13 protein-coding genes are annotated in these 23,019 nt (G+C 67.8%); 2 read left to right on the top strand and 11 right to left on the bottom strand.

Features of this window, described 5'->3' with window-relative positions; all coding sequences use genetic code 11:
- Positions 1–319: 319 nt before the first annotated feature.
- Entirely contained in the window at positions 320–6,430 is a 6,111-nt protein-coding gene (locus WS62_RS18620) for an MG2 domain-containing protein (protein WP_066573683.1), read from the top strand.
- A 7-nt stretch (positions 6,431–6,437) separates the two neighbouring features.
- Positions 6,438–8,789, top strand: a complete 2,352-nt coding sequence (gene pbpC, locus WS62_RS18615; protein WP_231748343.1) for a penicillin-binding protein 1C — start codon at positions 6,438–6,440, stop codon at positions 8,787–8,789.
- 226 nt (positions 8,790–9,015) lie between these two features.
- On the opposite strand, the gene WS62_RS18610 is transcribed toward pbpC, so the two are convergent.
- From WS62_RS18610 to WS62_RS18560, 11 genes are all read right to left on the bottom strand, one after another.
- A complete protein-coding gene (locus WS62_RS18610; RefSeq protein WP_066573680.1) occupies positions 9,016–9,402 on the bottom strand; it encodes a PAAR-like domain-containing protein in 387 nt (128 codons plus the stop codon).
- 12 nt (positions 9,403–9,414) lie between these two features.
- Entirely contained in the window at positions 9,415–10,074 is a 660-nt protein-coding gene (locus WS62_RS18605) for a DUF3540 domain-containing protein (protein WP_066573678.1), read from the bottom strand.
- A gap of 180 nt (positions 10,075–10,254) precedes the next feature.
- Positions 10,255–11,337: a pentapeptide repeat-containing protein gene (locus WS62_RS18600; RefSeq protein ID WP_066573675.1), complete on the bottom strand. Its 1,083-nt coding sequence runs from the start codon at positions 11,335–11,337 to the stop codon at positions 10,255–10,257.
- Complete coding sequence (locus WS62_RS18595) at positions 11,334–13,811, bottom strand: DUF2169 domain-containing protein (protein ID WP_066573673.1); 2,478 nt, start codon at positions 13,809–13,811, stop codon at positions 11,334–11,336. Before WS62_RS18595 ends, WS62_RS18600 begins: the two co-directional genes overlap by 4 nt.
- Before the next feature lie 30 nt (positions 13,812–13,841).
- Complete coding sequence (locus WS62_RS18590) at positions 13,842–16,163, bottom strand: type VI secretion system Vgr family protein (RefSeq protein WP_066573664.1); 2,322 nt, start codon at positions 16,161–16,163, stop codon at positions 13,842–13,844.
- Positions 16,164–16,234: 71 nt separating this feature from the next.
- Positions 16,235–17,278, bottom strand: a complete 1,044-nt coding sequence (locus tag WS62_RS18585) for an ImpA family type VI secretion system protein (protein ID WP_442855091.1) — start codon at positions 17,276–17,278, stop codon at positions 16,235–16,237.
- Positions 17,279–17,353: 75 nt separating this feature from the next.
- Positions 17,354–18,433, bottom strand: a complete 1,080-nt coding sequence (gene tssG, locus WS62_RS18580) for a type VI secretion system baseplate subunit TssG (RefSeq protein WP_066573652.1) — start codon at positions 18,431–18,433, stop codon at positions 17,354–17,356.
- The gene (gene tssF / locus WS62_RS18575) at positions 18,433–20,322 is read right to left on the bottom strand and encodes a type VI secretion system baseplate subunit TssF (RefSeq protein WP_066573649.1); all 1,890 of its coding nucleotides are present in this window, start codon (positions 20,320–20,322) and stop codon (positions 18,433–18,435) included. Before tssF ends, tssG begins: the two co-directional genes overlap by 1 nt.
- 28 nt (positions 20,323–20,350) lie before the next feature.
- On the bottom strand, positions 20,351–20,926 hold the full coding sequence (gene tssE, locus WS62_RS18570) for a type VI secretion system baseplate subunit TssE (RefSeq protein ID WP_066573835.1): 576 nt from the start codon (positions 20,924–20,926) through the stop codon (positions 20,351–20,353).
- Complete coding sequence (locus tag WS62_RS18565) at positions 20,919–21,845, bottom strand: type VI secretion system accessory protein TagJ (RefSeq protein ID WP_066573646.1); 927 nt, start codon at positions 21,843–21,845, stop codon at positions 20,919–20,921. Before WS62_RS18565 ends, tssE begins: the two co-directional genes overlap by 8 nt.
- Complete coding sequence (locus WS62_RS18560; RefSeq protein ID WP_066573644.1) at positions 21,842–22,552, bottom strand: TagK domain-containing protein; 711 nt, start codon at positions 22,550–22,552, stop codon at positions 21,842–21,844. The genes WS62_RS18565 and WS62_RS18560 overlap by 4 nt, the downstream gene beginning before the upstream one ends.
- Positions 22,553–23,019: the final 467 nt, after the last annotated feature.

Raw genomic sequence — 23,019 nt, 5'->3', positions numbered from 1 at the left:
GCCTCGTCGAACGCGATGCCGTCGCGCATCGCGATTCGGCATCCGCGCGCGATCGCGCCAGCGCGACGGACCGATCCCCGAACGCCTCATGCACCACGCACTGCCCTGCTTGCATCGGCTGCGGGACGACTTCTTCAGCGTATCGTCCATCGACTGCGTCAGCGAGCCTCTCGCCCGTCCCGTCGATCGTCCCGCGCGCTCGATCATGCGAGCCTTCCCGCAGCCCCGAGCCGTTCACCGCCGGCCATTTCCGCTCGTGCCGGTCGGTTAGAATCGCGTGCAATCAAACCGATGGCTTCCCTCCGAGGGCAATCGAGCGATGAAGCACGACGACAAGCACGACACACTGAACCGAACGGCCGCCCGGCTGCTGTGGCGCATCGGCGCGGTCGCGACGCTCGGCGCCGTCGCCGCGCTGTCGCTGCAGGCCGATGCGGCGCGCACGACGAGCGTGTCGCCGCAAGGCACCGTCGCCGAAGTGCGGCAGGCCGTCGTCAAGTTCGACGAAGCGATGGTCGCGTTCGGCTCGGCGTCCGTGCCCGATCCGGCGCGCGTCGCCTGTACCGATTCCGCGGCCGGCCGCGGCCAGGGACACTGGCTCGACGACAAGACGTGGGTCTACGACTTCGAGAGCGACCTGCCGCCCGGCGTGCGCTGCACGGTCTCGCTCAACGACGCACTTCGCTCGGCCGCCGGCCACGCCGCGACCGGCCCGCGCCGCTTCGCGTTCGAGACGGGCGGACCGTTCCCCGTGTCCGTGCGGCCGGGCTCGCGCGAGATCGAGGAACGGCAGGTCTTCGTCGTCAAGCTGAATGGCCCCGCCGACGAACGCTCGGCGCTCGCGAACATCTGGTGCGAGGCGGCCGGCATCGGCAACCGCATTCCCGTCACGCTCGCCGAAGCATCGACGCGCGCCGCGCTGCTCGATCATTTCCGCTGGAAAAAGGACGCCGCGCGCGTGCTGACGCTGTCGTGCGCGCAGGCGCTGCCCGCGAGCGCGAAGATGCAGCTCGTCTACGGCAAGGGCGTCGCGAGCCCGAGCGGCATCGCGAACGACACCGAGCGCCGCTTCGACTACACCGTTCGCGCGCCGTTCGCCGCGAGCTTCGCGTGCGAACGCGAGAACGCGAAGGCGCCGTGCACGCCGCTGCGCCCGCTGACCCTGTCGTTCAACGCGCCGATCGCGCGTCAGTCCGCCGAAAAGATCCGGCTGCGCGGCCCGGACGTCGCAATCGAGCCGTTCTTCAAGCCCGACGACCGGTCGGAGGAAGTCACGAACGTCCAGTTCGCCGCGCCGCTGCCCGCGCAGGCCGCGTTGACGCTCGCGCTGCCGTCCGGCCTGCGCGACGTCACCGGGCGCACGCTGTCCAACGCCGACCTGTTCCCGCTCGCGACGCGCACCGCGCCGATGCCGCCGCTCGCGAAATTCTCGTCGGGCACGTTCGGCATCGTCGAGCGCTTCGCCGAACCGGGTGCGCCCGCGCTCGTGCCCGTCACGCTGCGCAACGTCGAAGCCGATCTGCACGTCGCGGGCCTCCATGCGGGCGGCGCGCAGTTCGCGAACCTGAAGGTCGAGAACGACGCGGCGATCCGCGCGTGGATGCGGCTCGTCGATCGCTTCGACGGCCGCGCGATGACCGTCGAAGCGATCGACAAGCTTCGCCCCGGCCTGCTCGCGCGCGATCAGCATCCCGTCTACGTGCCGCTCGCGGCGGGCGAGCGGCCGCCGAAGCCGCAGCATCGGCAAATCGATATCCGCTCGCTGTCGCTGCTCGCGGGCGAGCCCGGCGTTCAGACGCTGACGCTGCCGAAGGCCGACCCGAAGGCACTGCGTCCGTTCGAGGTCGTCGGCGTGCCGCTCGACAAGCCCGGCTTCTACGTGCTCGAGCTCGCGTCGCCGGCGCTCGGCCGCTCGCTGCTCGCGAAGCCGTCGAAGATGTACGTGCGCACCGCCGTGCTCGTCACCAATCTCGGCGTGCACCTGAAGCAGGGGCGCGAGAACAGCGTCGTGTGGGTGACGACGCTCGACAAGGGCAAGCCCGTGCCGAACGCGCAGGTGCGCGTGTCCGACTGCAACGGCGACGCGATCGCCGCCGGCAGGACCGACGCGCGGGGGCTGCTCGCGATCGACACGCCGTTCGAGCCGAAGCGCGAATGCGACTATTCGAAGGGCGACGGCGACTACTTCGTGTCGGCCCGCGTCGACGATCCGAAGACCGGCCCCGACATGGCGTTCGTGCGTTCGAGCTGGAATCGCGGCATCGAGTCGTGGCGCTTCAATGTGCCGACCGACACGAGCCGCACGCCGACCGTGCGCGCGCACACCGTCTTCGACCGCACGCTGGTGCGCGCGGGCGAGACGGTATCGATGAAGCATTTCGTGCGCGAGGAGACGCTGCGGGGCCTCGCATTCCCCGCGCACGACCCGGCGCGCGCGACGATCCGCCATCTCGGCAGCGGCCAGACGTATCGCGTGCCGCTCGCGTGGGCCGCCGATCACAGCGCGGACACGCGCTTCACACTGCCCGCCGCCGCGAAGCTCGGCGAATACAGCGTCGAGCTCGAAGACGGCGACGAGGACGCGCCGAGCGCCAGCTACTACGGCGGCAGCTTCCGCGTCGAGGCGTTCCGGCTGCCCGTCTTCAAAGGCTCGATCGGCGCGCGCGACGCGAAGACGAGCCCGCTCGTCGGCGTGAAGGAAGCGCCGCTCGCCGTGCAGATCGACTACGTGTCGGGCGGCGGCGCGTCGAACCTGCCGGTGCAGGTATCGGCGCTGCTGCAAAGCGCCGCGCCGCCGTTCACCGAGCAGTACGCCGATTTCAGCTTCACGCCGTACCGTCCCGAGACCGACGGCGGCATGGCCGACGACGACATGCAGGACGACGGCGACGCGTCGCGCGGCAGCGATCCCGACGCGACGAAGCTGATCGCCGACAAGATCCCGCTGACGCTCGATCGCACGGGCTCGGGCTCGCTGACGCTGAAGGGCCTGCCCGCTGTCGACGCGCCGAAGCGCATCGCGCTCGAAGCGACGTTCGCCGATCCGAACGGCGAGGTCCAGACCATTCGCGGCGACGCGATGCTGTGGCCGGCCGCGGTCGTCGCGGGCATCAAGGCGGGCCACTGGGTATCGGTCGGCCAGCGCGTGCCGGTGCAGGCGCTCGTCGTCGATCTGCAGGGCAAGCCGCGTGCGTCGGCGTCGGTCGAGATCAAGGGTGTCGCGCGCGTGACGACGTCGTCGCGCAAGCGGATGGTCGGCGGCTTTTACGCGTACGACAACAAGCACGATACGCACGACCTCGGCGTGCTGTGCTCCGGCAAGACCGACGCGCAAGGCCGCCTGTCGTGCGACGCGACGCTCGCGCAGGCCGGCAACGTGCAGTTGATCGCCGTCGCGAAGGATGGCGGCGGCCGCACGTCGAATGCATCGACGTCCGTGTGGGTCACGCGCGACGACGAACTCTGGTTCGGCGGCGACAACACCGACCGGATCGACGTCATTCCGGAAAAGACCGCCTATGAGCCGGGCGAAACGGCCCGCTTCCAGGTGCGGATGCCGTTCCGTTACGCGACCGCGCTTGTCGCCGTCGAGCGCGGCGGCGTGATGGAGACGCGCGTCGTCGAGCTGAACGGCAAGAATCCGGCCGTCGATCTCAAGGTCGGCGACACGTGGGGGCCGAACGTCTACGTGTCGGTGCTCGCGCTGCGCGGCCGGCTGCGCGAGGTGCCGTGGTACTCGTTCTTCACGTGGGGCTGGAAGGCGCCGCTCGAATGGGTGCGCGCGTTCTGGCGCGAAGGACGCCGCTACGAAGCGCCGACCGCGCTCGTCGACCTGTCGAAGCCGGCGTTCCGCTACGGTCTCGGCGAGATCAAGGTCGGCACGGGCGCGCACAAGCTCGGCGTCGCGGTGACGACCGACGCGGCCCGCTACCCGGTGCGCGGCCACGCGCACGTGCGCGTGAAGGTCACGCAGCCGGACGGACGGCCCGCCCCGGCCGGCACGCAGATCGCGCTCGCCGCGGTCGACGAGGCGCTGCTCGAACTGATGCCGAACCGGAGCTGGGATCTGCTCGACGCGATGCTGCAGCGTCGCGCCTACGGCGTCGAGACCGCGACCGCGCAAATGGAGATCGTCGGCCGCCGCCACTTCGGCCGCAAGGCGGTGCCGGCGGGCGGCGGCGGCGGAATGGCGCCGACGCGCGAGCTGTTCGACACGCTGCTGCTGTGGAACCCGCGCGTCGCGCTCGACGCGAACGGCAGCGCGACCGTCGACGTGCCGCTCAACGATGCGCTGACGCGCTTTCGGATCGTCGCGATCGCGGCGACGGGCGCCGACCGCTTCGGCACCGGCAGCGCGACGATCCGCAGCGCGCAGGACCTGCAACTGATCTCCGGCCTGCCGCCGCTCGTCCGCGAAGGCGATGCGTTCCGCGCGCAGGTCACGGTGCGCAATGCGACGGATCGCAAGATGGACGTCGTCGTGACGCCGCGCGTGCCGGGCGTCGACGTCGCGCCGCAGACCGTCTCGCTCGCGCCCGATGCCGCGCGGGAAATCGCGTGGACCGTCACCGTGCCGGAGCAGGCGATCGACGCGGCGGGAGCGTTGAGCTGGCGCATCGAAGCGGCCGAGCAAGGCGGCAAGCGCGCGGCCGATGCGCTCGCGCTCACGCAGAAGGTCGTGCCCGCGCTGCCCGTGACGGTCCAGCAGGCGACGCTCGCGCAAGTCGACGGCACGCTGACCCTGCCCGTCGCGCCGCCCGCCGGCGCGGCGGCCAACGCGCAGGGCGCGCCGCGCGGCGGCATCGCCGTGTCGCTGCAGTCGAAGCTCGCCGACGGCCTGCCGGGCGTGCGCCGCTGGTTCGAGCGCTATCCGTACCGCTGTCTCGAACAGCAGGCGTCGCGCGCGATCGGCCTGCGCGATCCGGCGCAATGGCAGGCGCTGACCGCGCGGCTGCCGGTCTATCTCGATCGCGACGGACTCGCGAGCTACTTTCCGCCGTCGTCCGACGATGCGCATCAAGGCAGCCCGTCGCTGTCCGCGTACCTGCTCGTCCTCGCCGACGAGGCGGGCCGCCTCGATGCGCGCTTCGCGCTGCCGGAGGACGTGCGCACGCAGCTCGAATCCGGACTCGCGCGCTTCGTCGAAGGCCGGATCGAGCGCGACACATGGGCGCCGCGCCAGGACCGCGACCTGCGCAAGCTCGCGGCGATCGAGGCGCTGTCGCGCTACGGCGCCGCGCAAGGCCGGATGCTCGGCTCGATCGAGATCGCGCCGAATCAGTGGCCGACGTCGGCCGTCATCGACTATCACGCGATCCTCTCGCGCGTGAAGGACATCCCGCAACGCGACGAGAAGCGCGCGCAGGCCGCGCAGATCCTGCGTGCGCGGCTCACGTACCAGGGCACGCAGCTCGCGTTCTCGACCGCGCGCGACGACGATCTGTGGTGGCTGATGACGAGCAACGAGACCAACGCCGCGCGGCTCGCGCTCGCGTTCGCGGGCGACGCGGGCTGGCAGGACGAGATGCCGCGCGTGACGGCCGGCCTGCTCGCGCTGCAACGCAACGGCGCATGGCAGACGACGACCGCGAACGCGCTCGGCCTGCTTGCGGTCGAGCGCTTCTCGCGCGCCTACGAGCGCGCGCCCGTGGCCGGCACGACGAAGGTGACGCTCGGCGCCGACACGCGCTCGATCGCGTGGTCACAGCCGGCAGCCGCGGCGGGCGCGGCAACGGCTGCCCCGGCAACGGCCGTCGCGGCGTCAACCGCCGCGGTATCGACCGCGGCAGCATCGACGGCCGCGATATCGACCGCCGCAGCATCGGCGACCGCCGCGACGCGGTCCGCCGCCGCACGCAGCGTGATGCTGCCGTGGCCGCGCGCCGCACGCGCGCCGGGCACGCTCTCCGTCGTGCAGGAAGGCAGCGGCCGCCCATGGGCGACGATCGAGAGCCTCGCCGCGGTGCCGCTGCGCGCGCCGTTCGCCGCCGGCTACCGGATCGCGAAGACCGTCACGCCGGTGTCGCCCGCGGTCAAGGGCGTGCTCACGCGCGGCGACGTGCTGCGCGTGCGCATCGACGTCGACGCGCAAAGCGACATGACGTGGGTCGTCGTCAACGATCCGATCCCGTCCGGCGCGACGATCCTCGGCTCCGGCCTCGGCCGCGATTCCGAAGCCGCGACGCAAGGCGAGAAGTCGCCCGACGGCGCATGGCCCGCGTTCGTCGAGCGCGACTTCGACGGCTATCGCGCGTACTACGACTACCTGCCGAAGGGCAAATTCACGGTTGAGTTCACGGTGCGCCTGAACAGCGTCGGCACGTTCGGGCTGCCGCCGACGCGCGTCGAGGCGCTGTACGCGCCGTCGGTGTACGGGCTGTGGCCGAATCCGCCGGTCACGGTCAAGCCGGCCGATGCGGGCAAGCCGTGAGCGGGCGATGAACGGGTTCGCATCGCCCCCCGCAGCGCCATCCACGTCGCGCCCCGCGCCGCGACCGCGCGTGCCGCCCGCCGCGCGCCGCGCGCTCGTCGCGGTAATCCTCGCGGTGATCCTCGCGGCGCCGCTCGTCGCGCACGCGCTGCCGAGCTACGACGACGTGCGGCGCGACTGGCGCGGCTCCGACTGGGTGCTGCTCGCGCGCGACGGCACGCCGCTCGCGCGCACGCGCGTCGACCTCGCTGAGCGGCGCGGCGACTGGATCGCGCTCGCCGACGTATCGCCCGCGTTTCGCGAAGCGATCGTCGTGTCCGAGGACAAGCGCTTCTACGCGCATAGCGGCGTCGACTGGCGCGGCATCGCGGGCGCCGCGTGGGGCAACCTGTGGAACGGGCGCACCCGCGGCGCGTCGACGGTGACGATGCAGCTCGCCGGCCTCCTGAGCAACGCGCCGCGCCGCTCGGGCCAGCGCTCGCTGCCGCAGAAGGCCGTGCAGGCGATGAACGCGCTGCGGCTCGAACGCGGTTGGCGCAAGGACCAGATCCTCGAGGCGTACCTGAACCTCGTGCCGTTCCGCGGCGAGACGGTCGGGCTCGACGCGATGTCGCATGCGCTCTTCGGCAAGGCGCCGTCCGGGCTCGACATCCGCGAGTCGGCGGTCGCCGCCGCGCTCGTGCGCGCGCCCAACGCATCCGCCGCGAAGGTCGCCGAGCGCGCATGCCGGATCCTGCGCGACATGCGCGCCGCGCAGCCGTGCGCACCGCTCGACGGATACGTGCGGTTCGTGACCTCGGGCCCGTCGAACGCCGTGTGCGACGATGGCGACGCGCTCGCGCCGCATTTCGCGCGGCGCGTCGCCGCCGAAGTCAAGCCGCGCGCGGGCGCGCGCGTCCGCTCGACGCTCGACGCGCCGCTGCAGCGTTTCGCGCGCGACACGCTCACGCGCGCGCTGGCCGAGCTCGACGCGCCCGCCCATCGACGCAACGTGCAGGACGGCGCGGTCGTCGTGATCGACAACGCAAGCGGCGAGATTCGCGCGTGGGTCGGCTCATCCGGCGCGCTGTCGAGCGCGCGCGATGTCGACGCGGTGCTCGCGCCGCGCCAGGCCGGCTCGACGCTCAAGCCGTTCCTCTATGCGCAGGCGATCGACGAGAAGCGGCTGACCGCCGCGTCGCTGCTCGACGACGCGCCGATCGACCTCGCCACCGGCGGCGGCCTGTACATTCCGCAGAACTACGACAAGCACTTCAAGGGCTGGGTCAGCGTGCGCACCGCGCTCGGCGGCTCGCTCAACGTGCCGGCCGTGCGCACGCTCGTGCTCGTGACGCCGCACCGCTTCGCCCGCACGCTCACCGCGCTCGGGCTGCCGCTCGCCGAGGAAGGCGATTACTACGGCTTCAGCCTCGCGCTCGGCAGCGCCGACGTCACGCTGCTGTCGCTCGCCAATGCGTATCGCGCGCTCGCGAACGGCGGCGTCGCGCGCGCGACCGTCGACGTGCCTGCGGCGGCCGTTCCCACGGCGGCCGTTTCCGCGGCGGCCTTCTCCAAGTCGACCGTATCCACGGCGGCGGCTTCCAAGCCGGCCGCGCCGCCCGCCCGCGCCGCGTCCGGCACGCGCGTGTTCAGCGAGGCGGCGAGCTACATCGTCACGGACATCCTCGCCGACAACAACGCGCGCGTGCGCACGTTCGGCTTCGACAGCCCGCTCGCGACACGCTTCTTCTCGGCCGTCAAGACCGGCACCAGCAAGGACATGCGCGACAACTGGGCTGTCGGCTACACGTCGCGCTACACGGTCGGCGTGTGGGTCGGCAACGCGGACGGCTCGCCGATGTGGGACGTGTCGGGCGTGACGGGCGCGGCGCCCGTATGGGCCGCGGTCGTCGGCTACCTGCACCGCGATCTCGCGGGCCGCGCGCCGCATCCGCCCGCGGGCGTCGAGCAGCGGCGCATCGCGTTCGACCGCGACGTCGAGCCCGCGCGCAGCGAGTGGTTTCTCGCCGGCACCGCGCTCGATACGGTGCGGCTCGCCGCGCCCGTGACGCCCGGCAAGGACGGGCCGCGCACGCCGCTCACGATCGGCGCGCCGACCGACGGAACAATCTTCGCGATCGACCCGGACATTCCGCCGAAGCATCAGCGCATCTGGTTCGAGCGCGCCGCGGGACGCGCGGCGCGGTTCTCGTGGCGGCTCGACGGCAACGTGATCGGACACGGCGACCGGGTGGCGTGGATGCCGTGGCCGGGACCGCACCGGCTCGAGCTCGTCGACGCGCGCGGCAACGTCGCGGATGCGATCGGCTTCGAGGTGCGCGGCGCGTTTGCGAAGACGGCCGCGAATCCGCGGCAGTGACCGCGTTGCCGGCGCGTCGTTTGCGCGTCACGTGCCGGAGGATGGGCGCTGACGATCGCGCCTGCTCGAGCAGCCAGCCGGGCGAGCTGCATTGGCGGACGCCGTTGCCGGCATTTTGCTGCGCCGGATCAGTCGCGCCGTTTGTCGACGCGACCGCAACCACCGCTTCGGCTGCGTCCTCGGAAAGACGGGAGGCGCGTGACGCCACGCCGCCCATCGATCCTCGTCAGCTCAGAATCAGCACGTGCGTCTGACTGGGCGAGCTGCCCGAGCCAACCGTATTGCCCGTATTTTGCTGCGTCGGGTCAGTCATGCGGGTAGTCGGCATGCCGGCAACCAGCGCCTTGGTTGACCCCTGGGGGTTACGGGAGACGCCTGACACGGTTCCCGACGCTACCCCGCCCATCGCGCCCCCTCCGTCGCCACTCGATGCCGGGATGATCGTCGCGACATTGTGAATGGGGCCAGCGCCCACGTAGACGTTGGAGACATTCGGTATGGCGCCTGCACGCTCGGCCCGATTGGGATAGGAGACAGGCGCACCCACCGGCGGGGTATGGTTGACGCTCGTGGCCGTGTTGTAGCCGTCCGCGCTCGAATTCACCCAATTCATGATCGATTCCCCCTAACCGAGATGGATTTGTCCGGCATCGATCTTCGTCAGCTTCTCGGCCGTGAGCAACGCATGCTTCGCGTGCAGACGCATGCTCCCGGTCGCGGCGTGATCGATATGCGAGGCCCGCAGATGCTCGACGGTTTCCACGGCACGGAAGCTGCTTCGGCAGGATTGCGCGACGTGGTCCATCACCATCTCCAGTATCTTGCCAATCAGTCGAACCTTCCCGAGCCGGCCATGGAGTTCCGCACTCGTCAGCGTCGTTCTATCGGAGCACAACGACGCCTCCTGCGCCGACATCGCGAGTCGCTCCGCCTTTATCGACACATGCTCGCGACTCGTCAGGCAGAGGGCGTCGCCGCTCTTCAAATGAACGCTTTGCGTCGATTCCAGCACGAGGTCGCCGTGGACGCGAATGTGCACGCCATCCGCGTCCGGGCGCGCCAGGATCGAGGTCACGTAGATGCATCGGCTGTCCGCTCGGGAAATGGCGACGCGGTCGCCGGTTCGAGGTTCGACCAGACAGCTGAAGGCGCGCCGGCAACGCATCTTCGCGCCTTCGCATGCCACGAGGAACACGCCGTCGGGCAGTACGCCGACCACGGTGGCCGCTTTCTCGAGCGTATCGGGCGACAGATTCGCGTGTAATTCCGCTGTCATTGAATTCATCTTCTTTCCTTCAATTCTGGATGACTGAATAAAGATGGACCGGCACGAGACGTTCCGACGCATCCGTTAAGGCGTTAATCCGTTAAGCGGCGAACCCGAAAGCGGCGACATGGAAACCTTCGAGTCGGGCAAAGCAACCGAGCAGGCCATCGCCGGCTCGACGCCACGTCCGTCCGGCACTCAATGGTGGTCGTGCGGGTCGCGTTCGTCCCTTTGCCGCGACCACGCTTGCGCATCCGACAATTCCGGATCGCAATCCATCGCTCCCGGATGGTCGCGCCACGCCATGTCAGGCGCCGTCGCACCATGAAACGCGGTCCGGGCAAAGCCGGCTCCGTCAAATACGGCTTCGGTCAGATCTGCGTAGGAAAAATCGGAACCTTCCAGACTCGTCCGTGAAAAACGCGAGCCATTGCATCGCGCGTGTTGAAGCATGGCGCGCTCCAGCGTTGAGCCGGTGAAGTCGACATTCCGGATGTCAGCCTGAACCCATATGCTGTTCCGCAACGCGGCCTCGCGGCAAACGGCGTCCCGCACGTCGGCCTCGAAGAAAATGGCGTACGGCGCGTCGATTTCGTCCAGTCGCGCCCCCGACAGGTTTGCTGCCTGGAAATTGCAGTACGCCAGGCTTGCCGCCGTGAAGTCGACGTTGGCGAGATCCGCGCGGGCGAACTGACAGCGATGCATCCGTTGACCGCGCAAACGCTGGCCGGCAAGACTGGATTCGGCAAAGACGGCGGCGTTGAACGTCGCGTCGACAAAAATCGTCTGTTTCAGATCGAGCTGGTAGAAGACCGTCTTGCCGACGATGGCCCCGGTGAAATCGGCACGATCCAACCGCGTCTCGCAGAACAACGAGGATTCGATACGCGCGTCATGAAACCTGCAATCGCTGAGGTCGCTCGTCATGCAGTTGAAGCCATTCGCGTGCGCGCCGCAAAAATCCGCGCCGGCGGCATGAGTCGAACGCATCGTGCATCCCTGAAGATTGCTTCCCGACAGGCAGACATCGTCAAGACGGCATTTTTCGAATATGCAATTCGATAAATCCGCGTGCTGCATGTCGCTCCCGCGAAACAGGCATTCGTTGAAAACGGCCTCAACGAATTGCACGCGCTTCATGCACACGTCGATAAATTGAACGTGCTCGAACACGCCCCCGGAGAAATCGTGCCCGCCCAGGTTTTCCGAATCGATCACGACGTCCCTGACCGCGAGACCACGGCCGATCGTCTCGCGCACCTGTTCCGCGTTCGCTCTCATGTGCGCGCCTCCGCCAGCGGGAACCGCATCGCCTTGTTGAGATAAGCCTCTTCCCATCGAGTATCGGCGTCGGCCAGAATTTGCGAGAGGTTGGCGCGGAACAGATTGGCCCGGCGCAAATCGGCACCGTCCAGTGTCGCGCCACGCAGACCGGCCGCGATGAGATCGGCGCTGCGGAGATCGGCCCCGGTGAAATCGGCACGAACAAAGTCGCTCCCGTCCACCTTCGCGCCACGGAAATTGGCGGCCCGCAGGGCGGCGTCGGTAAAATCGCAACTGCCGATGCGCGCGCCGCTGAAATCGGCCTCTCCCAGATTCGTTTCGCGAAAATTGACTTCTCTCAGGATCGCGAACGAAAAATCGGCGCGCCTCATGTCGCAGTGCTGGATAAAACATGCCTTGACCACGTTCGCGCGGTCGAAACGAAGCTGCCCTTGCGCCTGCGCCTCGAGAATCCCGAATCCCTCGATGCTGGCCGCCGAAAACCGCACGTTGACGAGCGCGCAGTTCATCAGCAGCATCTTGCGGATCGTCGCGCCCGAGAAGTCCACGTCCTCGAAGGATTGATCGATGAAGATCAGGCTGTGCAGCGTGGCCTGAATGAAATCGATGGCGCGGAATCGGCAGTCATCGAATCGCGTGTTCGCCAGGATGCCGCCATTAAAGCGGCAGTGTCGCAGGCTCACGCGCTCGAATATGCAATCGCTCAAGTTGGCGCCGGAGAAATCCGTCTGTTCGCAATCCGCCAGAGAGAGGTTCGCTCCCGTCAAATCCGCGTTGCTGAAGGTCGTCCGCCTCAGGCTGGCACGCACCAGCACTGTGCGGCTCAATACCGCGCCCGACAGATCGACGCCGCTCAGATCGGCGTTTTCGAACAGCGCGCCGGCGAGCCGCGCGCCGCGCAGATTCATCCCGGAAAGATCCGCGCCGGTCAGGTCGACACCGTCCAGCGATCGTCCTGCCGCGACGGCCGCGTTGACGAATTCGCGGCGTGACTTCGAGGCGGCCTCGTCCAGCCGCGCCGGCGCGTCTTGATGTTGCGCCGATTGCAAGTAGAGCTGACGAAGATCCTTGTCCGCATCGCGCGGCGTTTGCGGCGTGCCCGGCGAATCTGTCGAAGCCGGGCTCCCCCGTGCAACGTCGCCTTCAAGGGGAGCCGTACTGGCCGGTGGACCACGCCGCCCCGCCGCCGAAAATGCTTCGTCAGACGAAAGATCCTGCCGCATTTCCTCCAGGCCCGCGCGCTTCTCGTCGGCCAGCGCTTCGTGGCGCTCGACGAACTCGACGAGTTGATCCAGACGGGGCGCCTCCGCCTCGCCGGCGTTCGGAAATACGCTCAACTGATCTCGCAGCAGCCGTTGTCTCGCGCTTTGCGAAACCGCGCCGGACATTGCTGGAAGTTCGGACGACACATAGCTTTCGGGCAAAAGATCCCGGTCGCGCAGCGCATATAACGCCGCCTTCTCGTGTCGCGTGCGCCACTCGATCACCTGGCGATACCACTCGACCGGCCTCGGCTGCCAGCTCGAATCCGCACCGAACAGCAACGCGTGGACGTCGCTTGCGTCGAACTGCCGGATGGTCGCGACGCCGTGATAGATCATCACCACACGCTCGCGATGCGGAATGAACCATGCGGTCGTCAGTCGCATCGGAATTTCTTCCGGCGTATCGCTACCGTTACGGATGACGAACGATCTGGCGCGCAACGCCGGCAGGCGTCCGCTCAGCCATGCATGTTCGGGATGCAGGTGCATCAATTCGTAGGTCGCGCCGTCCGGAAATTCGGACAGCGCGGCCAATTGCTGATCCGCCGGCGCAATGTTGAAATAGCGCGGATCGAGCGTGCGCGGGAAACCCGGACAATCTTCCTCCAGCCATTGGCGATCGAGTTCGCCGTACAGGCCGGCGCGCTGTGGCCACTGCGCGTCGATCGGGCAGAAGCCCGCCGGCATGGGACGTTCGTCCGGGAAGCGCATCGGGCTGTGCAAGTATTCGATATTGGGCAGATAGCGCACGGCATCCCGCGACGGCTCCGCCCCCCGGCCTCGGGGATTGTCCGCGCAACCCGCGCCGCCGTATGCGAATGGCCAGTCGAGCGCCAGTCGCCCGAAAGGCCGCGGCGCGGTGGCGCGCATGCCGTCCCATTGCCGGTCGCCGGATACCCGCAGCCGTTTTTCGATGCCGGCGATATGGATGCCGACCTCGCATGTTCCGCCGCCCGGTTCTTCGGCATATTTTCCGTACGCATATCCGGAGACGAGAAATTCCGGACACGCCTTCGGCAACGCCAGGTCCAGCGTATAGCCGCCCAGTTCGTCGCCGGCCAGTTCCCAGAGTTCCGAGTCCGTCAGCAGTTGCGGATCGTCGCCCAGCGTCGCGGCCATGAGCGCGGCGACGCCGAGATGCTCTTCTCCATGCATGCGATAGAGGCGGGTCAGCGGACTCATTCTGAAGGGTTTGATGATCTTCATTCGGCGCTCTGATGCTGGAAGCGGCTTCGCTCAAAAAGTTATTTTGATTCCAGTGATGATTTCCACGTCCTGCGTTTTTTTGCTGGCCGCGATCCCCGTGCTGCTGACGCTCAGTCCAGTCGTCGCGATACTCGCGCCAGTCGTCGCAACACTCAGTCCTTTCGTGTCGACATTCGACCCGGTGAGACCGGTGCTGAATCCGCTGAGAGTCGTATTCGTACCGAACAACGAGACGTTGTTCGGTGTTTGCGTCACTTTCGTTCCATTGACTTGCGTACTGGCGTTTCCGCTGGTGACCGTCACGGTGTGCCCGACGTTCACGCCTGTCGAGTCTCCGAACACCACGGCCGTGGACGCGCCTTGCACCGCACTCACCGATGCGGTTGCGGACGGGCTGGTGAGCACGGCCACGATGTCCTGCAGCGCCTTCGTCACGTTCGCGGCAAGCGCCTGAATCGCGCCGGCGGGTTGCATCTGACGCTGTCGTTTCAGTTGTTGATAGGGTTGCTGTTGCTGCTGCTGTTGCTGCTGCTGTTGCTGCTGCTGTTGCTGCCGCTGCTGTTGCTGGGCCGCCGGCTGTTGCGCCGGAGAAGCGGGACGTGGCGCGCCGCCCAGTCGCAGCACCTCGATCAGTCGATCCAGCGGCGACCGGGTGGACGGCACCGGCGGCAAATCCAGCCCCACCAGCGTCAGGTGCTTGCGCCCGACGGCAATCGTCGAGTCCCGCTCCACCGACACGTCGTAATTGCGCTGCGCATGCAGCTTGACCTGCTCCTCACCGGCCTTGTCCTCGAAGCGCAGCATGCTGGCGTTCTCGCCGCCGCCGGCCGGCGTGCGACTCAACATCCCGCTTTGCGTCGCATTGTCCGGCAGCGCCCACGGCGGCATGTGCAACGCGTTGTACACTTGCCCGGTCACGATGGGCCGGTCCGGATCGCCGTTCTCGAAATCGACGATCACTTCCGAACCCACCCGCGGAATGTTGATGCCCCCGTAGCTGTTCCCCGCCCATGCATACGACACCCGTACCCAGCACGACGCATTGTGATCGCGAACGGGTGAGCGGTCCCAATGAAACTTCAGCTTGACCCGACCGTACTGATCGGTCCAGATTTCCTGCCCGGGCGGACCGGTCACGACCGCCGTCTGCGGCCCGCGCGTGCGCGGCCTGCGCACCGTGCGCGGTGGCCGGAACACCGTGGTGGCGGGCTGCACGGCAAACGACGTGCTGATCCGGTATTCGCCCTGGCCCGCCGCCCCCTGCGTTTCCGTGGCCGTGAACGACGCGCCGAGCACGAGGTACTCCCGGTTCGCGCCGGCGTGCGGATGGCCCTCCAGCGTAAACGTCGTGCCGCACACGACGTCGCGCACATTGCCGCCGCCCGACGCGCGCTCGCCTTGCGCGCGCACTTCCTCCATCCGCACCCGGGCAAAGTGCTCGCCGAGCGCCGGGTCCGTGTAGTCGCCCGGCCATTCGTATCGTTCGAGTCCGTTGTGCGCCGTGTCTTGCGGCAGCGCGTTCTCGACGCCGAGGCGCGCCTTCGGCTGCTCGAAATCGAAATCGCTCGTGGTCCAGCGGCCGGGCCGGATGCGCTCCGCCGTATTGAACGCGTCGATATATTCCATATCGATCTTGTGTCCGGGCGGGTAGTACCGCAGCGTGCGATACGCGGCGCTCTCCACCGGCTTGTGCGCGCCCAGATGATCCACGAGCACCATCCGGTGCACCTTGTTCGAGTGCTCGAAGAACCAGTAGATGCCATGCTCCTGCATCAGCCGCTGGATGAATGCGAAATCCGTCTCCCCGTACTGCACCTGGTAGGCCATCTTCGGATACCGGCCGCTCAGCCGCTTGTCGTACGAGTACGAGTATGCGTTCAGCACTTCGTCGACGATCTCTTCCACGGTCCTGTTCTGGAAAATCCGATAGTCCGAGCGCTGGTCGACCAGATAGATCCACGGCTGCATCGTGAGCCGGTATCGGCACTGCCGGTTCAACTGGCCTTCGAAGCTCGCGCCGGTCACGATGCCGCTGATCTCGCGCTTGCCTTCGCCGATATTGGCCGCGCCGGACAGCCCCGGCATGCCGGGCACGAACGCGCCCATTCCCTCGAGCTGGACGGTCACGGTCAGCTCCTTGCCGATCATCGCCTTCAGGTCGAGGTTCGCGGCCTGTTCGTCCGGCAGCGTCAGGTCCGGCGGCGTCAAGCAGTCCAGCGTGTACGCGTAGATCTCCGATAACGTCTCATTGCCGTGGACGGCACTCAGTTGAAGCGCTGGCTCGCCGACGGGCGACACCGGCAATGCGGGGCCGCTCACCATGACGGTACGGGCGGCGGGAAAATTCGGCATGACTGAACTCCTCCGGAAACGCTATCGATCGGTGAATCGCCTTGTCCTGCGTCCGTCGCGCGCATGCGCGATCAGGACTCGTCGCCGCCCCACTGCGCAAGCAGCTCGACCGGGATCGCCTGCACCACTTGCGCATAACGTTTTCCCACGAAATACTCGGCACGCCTGAGCAGCACCGGAATCGGGCTGCTCGGCTCATGCTGCTCGAACCACTCGCGCGCCTGCCGGATCAACTCGCGTGCGGCGTGACGATCGGCCGGCATCGCGATCGCACCGTGTCCGATCGAGCCGGCAACCCGTGCCGCAGCGCCTCCGCCAAGCGCCGGCGGCGATTCGTCCGCTTGCGTGCGCCCCTCCTTGCGCGTCGACAGCGCGGCGGCGGGGGCGGCGGCGGCGGGCGCGGCCGCCGGGACCGCGCCGCCCGAGCGCACGCTCCGACCCGCGACATGCCGAAGCAGCGCTGCGAGCGCCGACAAGTCGGGCGCATATTCGCCGAGATGCTCGCGACTCCATGCGTCGATCGCGCCGACGCTCGCGAGCGCTTCGTCGAAGCCCGCGAGGATGGCCGGCTGCTGCGCTTGCAGTTCGTCGAGCTGGCGCACGACCGACTCCGGCGCAAGCGCGTCGCCCGGGCGCGGCTGCGCAAACGCACGCTCCACGTCGCGCACCTGCAGGCGAATCGCGGTCGACCGGGTCAATGCGATCTCCCGCACGTCCGCCAGCAGGCCGTCGGCGTCGGTCAGCGCCTGCAGCGCATTCTTCCGGATCTCCAGCGCCGCATCGCGGTCCGCGTCGACGTCGGGCTGCGGGTGAATCGCGTCCGGAAACGCGGCGAGCCATGCGGCAAGCAGGCCGGCGCCTTCCGCGAGTCCCGTCGCACCGGCGAGCCGGGTGCGGCACCGGGTGAACAGAACCGCGAGACGCATGTCCTTGCTGCGCATCATCAGCCGCCGGCAGTCGCGATCGACGTCGCTCCAGTTCACGGGCTCCGGCGATCCGACGAAGTCGCCATACTGGGCTTCCGCCCGCGGAGCGGCCTTCGCCGACAGCACGACGAATTCGGGATCGTATTCAAGATCCGCCCCGCACGGAGCGGCCGGATCGACTGGCGCCATCCAGTCGTGAGTCTTGGGCGTCCGGGCGGACGCAGGCTTGCCGGCATGTTTCTTGTTGTCGCTCATCGGCTCTCCTCATACGCCAGGTGACCGGGCGGATCGGTCGGCATCACGAACGAATCGGTCCGCATACCGCTCGGGTTCGAAACGCATGCCCGTGACGGGCTCCCCCGAAGGCGAGCGGCCCAGCCACCCCGACCAGCCGAGCTGTTGCGGCCCGCCCATCACCGCCGGCGGCGCACCGTTCGGTTTGATGCGCAGCTCCAGCTCCCATTCGAACTCGTAGCCGACAAATGCCCTCACCCATTCGACGAGCCGCGGCAAGTCTTCGCCCTGGGGCGTGAAGCGCAGGTAGGCGTCGATATCGAGCGGCCCGACGACGATGCGGAATTTGTGCTGCCGGTCCGGCACCAGTTCGCCGAGCATCGCACCTTCGGCCATGATCGACGAAGCGCCCGGCTTGCCGAGATAGCTGTGCTCGAGCGGGTCCACCTGAATCCAGTGAAACACGTTTTCCTCGATCGTCACCGGCACGCCGAAGTACCGCGCGAGCGTCATCCGCAGGCCATCCGGGTTGCGGGCCTCGCGCACCAGATGCGGCGACGCCGACAGACGCGCATGCGCGGGCAGCGGACGGCGGCCGATCTCGCCGGTGTCCTGACCGGTGAGACTCGCGATATAGAAGGAAAACCGTTCGTCGCCCGGCCTGTCGAGACCCGCGGCCGCCTGCGCCGACGCCCATGCGCGGTACAGCAGCGTCAGATAGCGATGATGGAAAATGTCGAGGAAATGGCCGAGCGTCGCGTCGCGCCGACTCTCCTCGCGATCGCGCGCGATCTCCGTCACATGGATGGGCAGCGGCCCGTTCGGCCCCAGCATGCCCAGACCGAACAGGCGCACCTTGACCCGCCCGCCCGCCTCGCCGACGCTCGCGATTTCGCGTGGCGCGAAGGCGAGGCTCGGCTGCTGTCCGAGTCGAAACGGCTCCGCCTGCGGGCGCCTGGCAGTGCCGACCGGATCGATGCGGGGGTCCGCGCCGATGCGCCGCAAGAGCGTCAGAAAACTGTAGCGCCACGGTTCGGCCCGCAGGCGCTCGAGCAACTGCGACGAAAGCGCCGTATCGCGCACGACGGTCTCGAGCATGACGTGCGCCATCAGGCTCCCCCCCGCGCGCCCATGCGCACCGGCCAGCGCGCGATGCGGCCGCGCTGTATCGAATGCAGCTCGGTCTGCGTGAAGACGTTGATCGATACATGCCGCGCCAGGTAGTGTTCGAGCACCACGCCGAACAGGTACGGGCTCACCCCGGAAAACCCCGGCTCGTCGACGGTCAGCGAGCATTCGACACCGCGCCCGAAGACGAGCGGGCCCGCACCCGGCAGCTTGCGCGTCACCGGCCGCGTCTTCACGCCGACGAGACTTTCGATCTGCCGCCGGTTGTCGGCCTCGTCGCCCGTCAGGAACAGCCGCAGCAGATCGCGCAATCCCTGGCCGCCGGCACGGTGATCGAGCTCGTCGAGCGGCAGGTAATTGAAGTTCAACTGGCGAATCAGCCGCCAGGCCATCTCGCGCTCCGCATACGGCGCCTTCGGCACGCTCGGTGCGCGGATCAGTCCGACGCTTTCGAGCGGCGCGGATTCGGCCACCATCAGGTCGCGCACGCCGTCGCGCGGCACGAGGCTCGGCAGATCGCGGTTCGTCACCAGCGCATCGACCGACAGGTAGCGAATGTCCTCGCCATAGGGCGCCTCGTTCTGGTCGACGATCGACACGAACATCTCCGTGCCGACATAGGGCGTACGCGTGCCGTAGCGGCGCGCCGATTCCGACACGAGCCTGCGCTCGCGCCGTGTCGAGAAATATCGGCCATGATTGTGCTCGTCGTTGTTCAGCGTCTGATAAAGCGGCCGGAACTCGAGTTCGGCGGAGGTGGCCGCGACCTGCCCGTACATCGCCTCCACCGAAAACACCTCGTAGTCGAGCGGCGCCAGGCGAGCCGGCACCAGACGGAATTCCGTCTGCCCCGACGACAGTTCGATCCGGTCCGTGTGGCGCGGAAACAGGTTGATCACCGGCGTGCAGAACAGCGCGAAGCGCGATGCATCGACGACGTTCGCGAGCCGCTCCGTCGACTGGTCGAGCAGCACGACGATCTCGACCTCCCGGCCGGTCACGCGGCGCAATCCGGCCTCGAGTCCGGTCAAAGCGAAGAAGTAGAACCGCCCTGGACACGCGAAGTATTCATGCAGCAGGTTGTGCCCGTGGAACTTCGACCATGTGAGCGGCAGCAGGCTCTGGTCGGCGCCGAGCCCTTCGTGGACGACCGCATTGACCGTGACGGCCGAGAGCGGCTGGCCGGGCGTGGCGAATTCACCGGGCGCCCCCGTGATCGTCGCGACGCCGGCGGCGTGCAGCAGTTCGAAGAGATGCGAGGCGACCTGGTCGTCGCCCGCCAGATACAGCGGCAAGCGGTCGAGCCCCTTCAGATCGGCCATGCAGGCGTTGCCGGTCGTGCGCAGCCGCAGGCGCAGCGCGCCGCGCACCTGCGTGCTGGCCGGCACATAGCGGTCGAGCGCGGGGATGTCGGGCGGAATGCCCGTCAGCCGCGCCTCGGCGATCTCCAGCGGATACAGCGTCACATCCTGGCCGCTGCGGAACTGGCAGGCGGTCTTCTCGCCGGCCGGCACGCGCGCGGTGAAGGCGGTGCCGCGCGCGATGCGGAACCCGTCCGCGAGATTGCCTTCCGTGCGGCTCGGATAAAGGCGCGCGACCGCCATCGACGGCGTGGGCGCCACGTAGTTCGGATACAGCACTTCCAGCAGCCGGCCCGTGAAGCGCGGGAACTCCGCGTCGAGCTTGATCTGCATGCGCGCGGCCATGAAGCAGAACGACTCGATCAGCCGTTCGACGTACGGGTCGGCCACTTCGCCCGCCTGCATGCCGAGGCGCCGCGCGATCTTCGGGTGTGCCTGCGCGAACTCGGCGGCAAGCTCGCGCATGTAGATCAGTTCCTGGTTGTAGTAGTCGAGCAGTCGCGGGTCCACTGTGCATTCCCGTTTGCCGGCCCGCGCGTCAGCTCGCGCGCATGCCGGTGATGTTCACCTGGCTCGTTTCCAGATCGAGCGAGCTCTGGACCATGAATTCGAGCGGATAGGGGTCCATGCGGATCATCCCTCGCACCTCGAACGACAGCACGTTGGCGCGTTCACCGGCCTCGGTGTCCTTCGATGGCGCGACGACGAGCGTTTCCGCGATCAGTCTCGGCTCGAAGTCGCGAATCACCCGACGGATGATCCGCTCGATCTCGGCCCACTTGCGTGAGGCCATGAACGCGCCGGCGAGCGGCGGCATGCCGAAGTTGACGGTCGACGCCGCCGCCTCCGGATATCGTTCCCGGTCGATGTGCTCCTCGATGCTCATCGTGTTGAGCAGAAACGCAAGGTCCCGCTGGACGATGCCGCGCATCTGCATGCGCGTGACTGCGTATTCGCCGGGCGCCTCCGTCTGGCGCTGGGGCGCATCGTCGCGCAGGCGGTCGAGCAGCGTGGGCAGCAGATGCGTGTTCGCGCGGCGCGGCGTCGCCATGCCGTCGTCGTCCGTGCGCCTGTCGCTGCGCTTGTCCGCCACCGGCACGCCCTTCTTATTCATGCCCATCGGTGTCCCCCTCGCGTGCCGGTTCATGCGTTGCCTGGCCGATTGCGTCGGTCGCGAGCGCTCCCTCGCCGAACTCGCAGGTGTCCAGTTCGAACAGGCCGAAGTCGCCCGCGCTCGTCGACCAGGTCTTCCGGCCAAGCGCGATCACGCCGGTACGGCCGACCTCGCGCCATACCGTCCTGCGGCCCAGGCGCAGCGCGTCGATTTCCTGGCGCGCGCTTGGCCCGACGCCCGTTCGCCCGCCTTCCGAACTCGGATAGCGCGCCGGCATGAAACCCCGCATCAGGCTGCCGTCGACGAGCTTCAGCGCGCAGGGCGCCCATACGAGATCGAGCAGCTTGGCCGGACGCGCGACGTGCCACGCGGAAATGTCCGAAAACGGCAGCCAGCGATAATGCCCGGCGGTCACGATCTCGCAAACCGGTCCGAACCGCGAATCGCTATCGGCGATCCAGTCGAACAGCGCGTGCGGGATGCGCGCCGCGACGAGTGGCGCCTGATCGAGTGCACGCTCCCGCACGCGGTCGGCCTCGTCGAGCCTGCCGATCGACGCGAGGCGCAGCGCCTCCAGCAAATCGCCGGCCCACTGCGGCGCGTCGAACACGAATCCGGGCCGCGCCTGTCCGGCCACCACGCTGGCGCGCCAGCGCTCGGCGCGAATCAGATCGCGGTACGCCTGGGCTGCCTGCGCCTCCTGTGCAACGAGCCGCGCATGGACCTGCAACTGCTGAACCGCGCGCTCCCATTGCCCCGTCGCGCAAAGCAGCTGAAAGAGCGACCAGCGGTGTTCCGCGACCGCAGGCTGCGCCCGGACTGTCGTCTCCATGCTCGCCAGCCTCGCCTCGAGCGGCGGATCGCGCGACGGACCGGCCCCGGCAGCGGAGAACGAATCGGAGGGAATCGGCATCGTCATGACGCGTCGTGGCTCGACGTCGAGCCCGACGCCGACAGCGGACTATCGATGGCGAGCGTCTGGTGTTCCCGCCGGGCAAGCGCGGGCGGCAGGCTACCCGGCCGGCGCGCCATCGCTGCGTGATATTCGGCCGGCGCAAAAAGCCGCAGGACCTCCGGAATCGGCTCCATCGCGGCCGGGTCGGGCGTATCGCCCGGCCTGAGCAAGCCGAAGACGTCGTCGAAGACGGACGAGCCGGACACGAGTGCGTCGATCGAGTCCGCCTCCTCGGCTGCCTCACTCCCCTTGCGCCGGTCGCCCGGCTGATCGGGCGGCGGCCTGCGCACGATCGCCATTTGGGCCGGCCAGTCACTCGCGAGCGACGCCTGCGGATCTTCAAGCGCTCCGCAGTACTGCTCGTACAGCGAATGCATCAGATCCCGCGCCTGGATCGGACTGCCGGACGCCATCGCACCATCCGTTGCGTGTTCACCCTGCCGGCGAGCGAACGTTTCCGCCGAGATCGCCGTGCCGATGAGGCCGAACACCGCGTTGCCGTCGCGCATCGCGTCACGCATGCCCGCTTCCGGCGAGCCGGTCAGCAGCGTTTCCATGACCGGCGCGTCCGCGTCGCAGGCAGCCGCGGGCGAAGCGTCGGCGCGCCGCGGCGTCGCTTCGGCATACTTCATATCCGGCTTGCTGCGGCGAAACAGTTTGAAAGTGCGCATAGGGAACCCGATTAATTGCAAGGCTTAACTAAAAAAAGCGGCGCTGGCATCCATTTTCTCTGAGCCATCCGTCGAAACGGATTTAATACGTCAACCGATTTTCGCAAACCAGATATGCCGCACGCAAGCCTTCGGCCAATTAATCAATTCCATCTCAAAAAAACAATGGCCGCAGTTCCGTTTTCACCACGAGCCACGCACTGTCCGACGCAAGCGTAAAAGCAGTGTGCGCCGGGACGATCGCCGCTGTCCATAACCAATCGGATCGAGTTTGCAATTTTTAACATTTTCCATTCGTCTTCCATAATGAGCTACCGTTTCGCTTCTCAAAACTGGTTACCGATTTATGGTAGTTGACGGACGATCGACCCCACAAAAATAATTCGATCAAGGTCAGTCGATTCAATGCAATCAAACAATTTTCACATAACGCATACAAAACATTTAGATAACATGCGAAACGACTT

It is taken from the genome of Burkholderia sp. ABCPW 14 (assembly GCF_001523835.1).
Lineage (GTDB): Bacteria > Pseudomonadota > Gammaproteobacteria > Burkholderiales > Burkholderiaceae > Burkholderia > Burkholderia mayonis.
Note: the sequence above shows the minus strand (reverse complement) of the source record. Positions and strands in the feature narration are given on the sequence as shown.

Coding starts and splice junctions, on each gene's coding strand:
- WS62_RS18620 (WP_066573683.1), top strand. CDS start 320: ATGAAGCACGACGACAAGCACGACACACTGAACCGAACGGCCGCCCGG.
- pbpC (WP_231748343.1), top strand. CDS start 6,438: ATGAACGGGTTCGCATCGCCCCCCGCAGCGCCATCCACGTCGCGCCCC.
- WS62_RS18610 (WP_066573680.1), bottom strand. CDS start 9,402: ATGAATTGGGTGAATTCGAGCGCGGACGGCTACAACACGGCCACGAGC.
- WS62_RS18605 (WP_066573678.1), bottom strand. CDS start 10,074: ATGAATTCAATGACAGCGGAATTACACGCGAATCTGTCGCCCGATACG.
- WS62_RS18600 (WP_066573675.1), bottom strand. CDS start 11,337: ATGAGAGCGAACGCGGAACAGGTGCGCGAGACGATCGGCCGTGGTCTC.
- WS62_RS18595 (WP_066573673.1), bottom strand. CDS start 13,811: ATGAAGATCATCAAACCCTTCAGAATGAGTCCGCTGACCCGCCTCTAT.
- WS62_RS18590 (WP_066573664.1), bottom strand. CDS start 16,163: ATGCCGAATTTTCCCGCCGCCCGTACCGTCATGGTGAGCGGCCCCGCA.
- WS62_RS18585 (WP_442855091.1), bottom strand. CDS start 17,278: ATGGCGCCAGTCGATCCGGCCGCTCCGTGCGGGGCGGATCTTGAATAC.
- tssG (WP_066573652.1), bottom strand. CDS start 18,433: ATGGCGCACGTCATGCTCGAGACCGTCGTGCGCGATACGGCGCTTTCG.
- tssE (WP_066573835.1), bottom strand. CDS start 20,926: ATGAATAAGAAGGGCGTGCCGGTGGCGGACAAGCGCAGCGACAGGCGC.
- WS62_RS18565 (WP_066573646.1), bottom strand. CDS start 21,845: ATGACGATGCCGATTCCCTCCGATTCGTTCTCCGCTGCCGGGGCCGGT.
- WS62_RS18560 (WP_066573644.1), bottom strand. CDS start 22,552: ATGCGCACTTTCAAACTGTTTCGCCGCAGCAAGCCGGATATGAAGTAT.